This window comes from Vibrio sp. 2130-1, assembly GCF_033339515.1.
The window spans coordinates 1-802 of record NZ_JAWOUT010000171.1; the positions used below are offsets into that span (position 1 = coordinate 1).

1 protein-coding gene is annotated in these 802 nt (G+C 43.6%); it reads left to right on the top strand.

Features of this window, described 5'->3' with window-relative positions; genetic code table 11:
* Positions 1–802, top strand: an 802-nt coding sequence (dld, locus tag R7Q09_RS24965; protein WP_318143799.1) for a D-lactate dehydrogenase, incomplete at both ends; no start/stop codon positions are given.

Here is an 802-nt window from a genome sequence, read left to right on the forward strand (position 1 = left end):
GCAAATTGGGCGTGTTTGCAGTGCGTGTTGATAGCTACCCAGTGCCAAGCAAAGAGCAAGTGTTTTACTTGGGCACGAACGACGCAAACAAGTTAACCAAATTGAGAAAAGATTTTCTGACTCAATTTGATAACCTGCCAGAAATGGGGGAGTATCTGCATCGCGATATCTTCAACATGGCAGAGAAATACGGCAAAGACGTGTTTTTATCGATCGACTTATTGGGTACGGACAAACTGCCTAAGATGTTCGCACTGAAAGCGAAAGTAGAGAACTTTTTAGAGCGAGTGCCATTTGTCAGCAAATATTTACCAGACACCATTTTGTACTACGCAAGCAAATTGTTCCCGCAGCATTTGCCTGAGCGAATGTTAGAATTCCGTGATAAATACGAGCACCACTTAGTGCTAAAAATGAGTGATGGCGGAATTGAAGAGGCACAAAAATACCTGAAAGAAGTATGGGCTGTTGAAGATGATTGCGATTTCTTCGAATGTACGCCAGATGAAGGTAAAAAAGCTTACTTACATCGTTTTGCGGCGGCTGGGGCTGCGATTCGCTACGAAACGATTCATCGCAACGAGGTTGAAGACATTGTTGCGCTCGATATCGCATTGCGCAGAAATGATGAAGAGTGGTTGGAAACTTTGCCTGAAGAGGTGAGCAAAAATCTGGTTCAGTCGCTCTATTACGGGCACTTCATGTGTTACGTCTTCCATCAGGATTACATCTTCAAAAAAGGTACAGATACCAAATTGATGAAGAAGCTGATGTTAGAGCACCTCAGTAGTCGCGGTGCAAA